Origin of the sequence: Eudoraea adriatica DSM 19308, assembly GCF_000382125.1 — a bacterium.
GTDB lineage: Bacteria > Bacteroidota > Bacteroidia > Flavobacteriales > Flavobacteriaceae > Eudoraea > Eudoraea adriatica.
The window spans coordinates 1-1,864 of sequence record NZ_KB907561.1 but is presented as its reverse complement, the minus strand read 5'-3'; the positions used below and the strand labels follow the sequence as shown (position 1 = coordinate 1,864).

Here is a 1,864-nt window from a genome sequence, read left to right as displayed (position 1 = left end):
TTTGAGTGTTCGGCTCGTTTTCGGGGTTTTGTTTTATCTAAAATACAACTTATTTTGCTGAATATCAAGTATTTGAACTACTTCTGAAAGTGCCTCATTAGTTTGACCGTATATTATAAAAGAAAACAACGATACTAAAAGTGAAGTAATCAAACCCTTTTTTAAATCATTTATTTTCTCACTCATAATTTAAAAATTTAATTATTTAAACTGCGTATTTAATCCAACAAAAATTTGCCATTTAGCCACACCTGGACCACTATCGGCTATAGATAGTTGAGGTTCTATAAATACATTAAAAACGGTTTTCTCCTTTGGAATGACCTTACCAAAACCCAATCCTACAGGAACACCATAGATATCATTGGTAAAATTGTAAAAAGCGGCACCTGTAGACCGTAGATAAGATCCTTTACCTAATTGGTAAAATAAAAAAGGTTGAAATGCACCAACATTTACATCTTCTCTATCTTCTTCACCAGCAAAACTCGCTTGCCAGCTTAATAAATAACCATATTGGAATGTTTTAGATTTAAAGCTAAATAAAGTATTCACAATACCAGCCGACCATTTTTGGCTACCTAATTCAGAAACTGTTGCGGTTGGTACAGTAATTTGTGGTCCAACCCCAAAGGCCAATGTTGGATTACCAACATCAAGAAGCCAAGCTGCGAAAATATTTAAATCTCCTAAACCTGTTTTGGCTTTAAAGTCTGGTGCAACTGGAAAGGTGTTAAGAGGTAATGAAGCTCGCATAAGCCAATTAGTTTTTCCTAATGAAAATGGTTTAGCAAAACGTGCCCAAACTTGGTTAGCATCTTGTTCAGGGGCTGTTAGTTCACCAATATAGTAATTGTGCACATTAAAAGCTGTAAAATTTGCAAGTGGATTATTAGCTTGTGCTACAGCATCATTTTTTTCTGTTTCTTCTTGAGCATTAATGGTCGATGTAAAGGATAAAATAGCCATCAAAGAAAATAGTGTTAAAAATAATATCCCATTTTTTTTAATTCTAAGTGTCATAATTCTAAGGTTTATAATGTTATTTAGACCATGGAAGTTATTCAGCAGGAATTTTAACCAATTCTAGATCAATATCATAAGTCCATGGGACATCTACGTTTTTCCAACCGTTGAGCACGCGTTTTCCGAAATCCTTACTTTCAGGATTAGTTTCCACATCTCCCTCAAAGCCATCAGTAATATTATACACGTTTGTATAGCCTAATTTTGCCATTAGGTTTGCAGCTAAAGCACTACGACCTCCAGATCTGCAGGTTACTAAAATAATGTCGTCTGGTTGAAAAACTTCCTTTATCTGATTTACAAAATCTGGGTTCATTTTATACGTAAAGTATTTTTTTTCCTCATCCCAAACGGTGGTTTGTAAAAAGCCTGGTATATTCAAAGCCATTGGAGCGTGACCCACATAAATGTATTCATCAAAGGTTCGTACATCAAGAACCTTTACTTTTTCAGGTGCACTTTTCCATAGGTTATAAGCTTCTTTAGAGGTTACATATAAACCTAGTGTGGTTTGTTTTTCTTTTGGTAATTCCATGATTCGTTAAATATGTTGATTTTTAACTTAATCTCTAAATTTACGCATGATTGCCAATTTAAAAAATACTGATTAATAGGTAATTTTTATGATTTGTTCTACTCTTGTAATACATTAAATACATTATTATTTTCTGTTACGGCAATAGCTACACCCACTAAAGTCCAAGCGGGAAATTGTTGTATAGCAGTAATAACTTATATAGGCACTTTCAGAAGTAAGCTAATTTCAAAAAAGTTATATTTTAAATCTGGATAATTTTTAAAATAACTATCTGTATTTTTAGTTAACGTTCCTTAATTT

General features: G+C 32.8%; 2 protein-coding genes. Both read right to left on the bottom strand.

Annotated features, from left to right (window positions below; translation table 11 throughout):
* Positions 1-201: 201 nt before the first annotated feature.
* On the bottom strand, positions 202-1,023 hold the full coding sequence (locus tag G504_RS0118050) for a hypothetical protein (protein WP_019671593.1): 822 nt from the start codon (positions 1,021-1,023) through the stop codon (positions 202-204).
* A gap of 37 nt (positions 1,024-1,060) precedes the next feature.
* On the bottom strand, positions 1,061-1,561 hold the full coding sequence (locus G504_RS0118045) for a rhodanese-like domain-containing protein (protein WP_019671592.1): 501 nt from the start codon (positions 1,559-1,561) through the stop codon (positions 1,061-1,063).
* Positions 1,562-1,864: the final 303 nt, after the last annotated feature.

What these genes read in the sequence shown, in the direction of transcription:
- G504_RS0118050 (WP_019671593.1), bottom strand. Translation starts at nt 1,023, where the DNA reads ATGACACTTAGAATTAAAAAAAATGGGATATTATTTTTAACACTATTT.
- G504_RS0118045 (WP_019671592.1), bottom strand. Translation starts at nt 1,561, where the DNA reads ATGGAATTACCAAAAGAAAAACAAACCACACTAGGTTTATATGTAACC.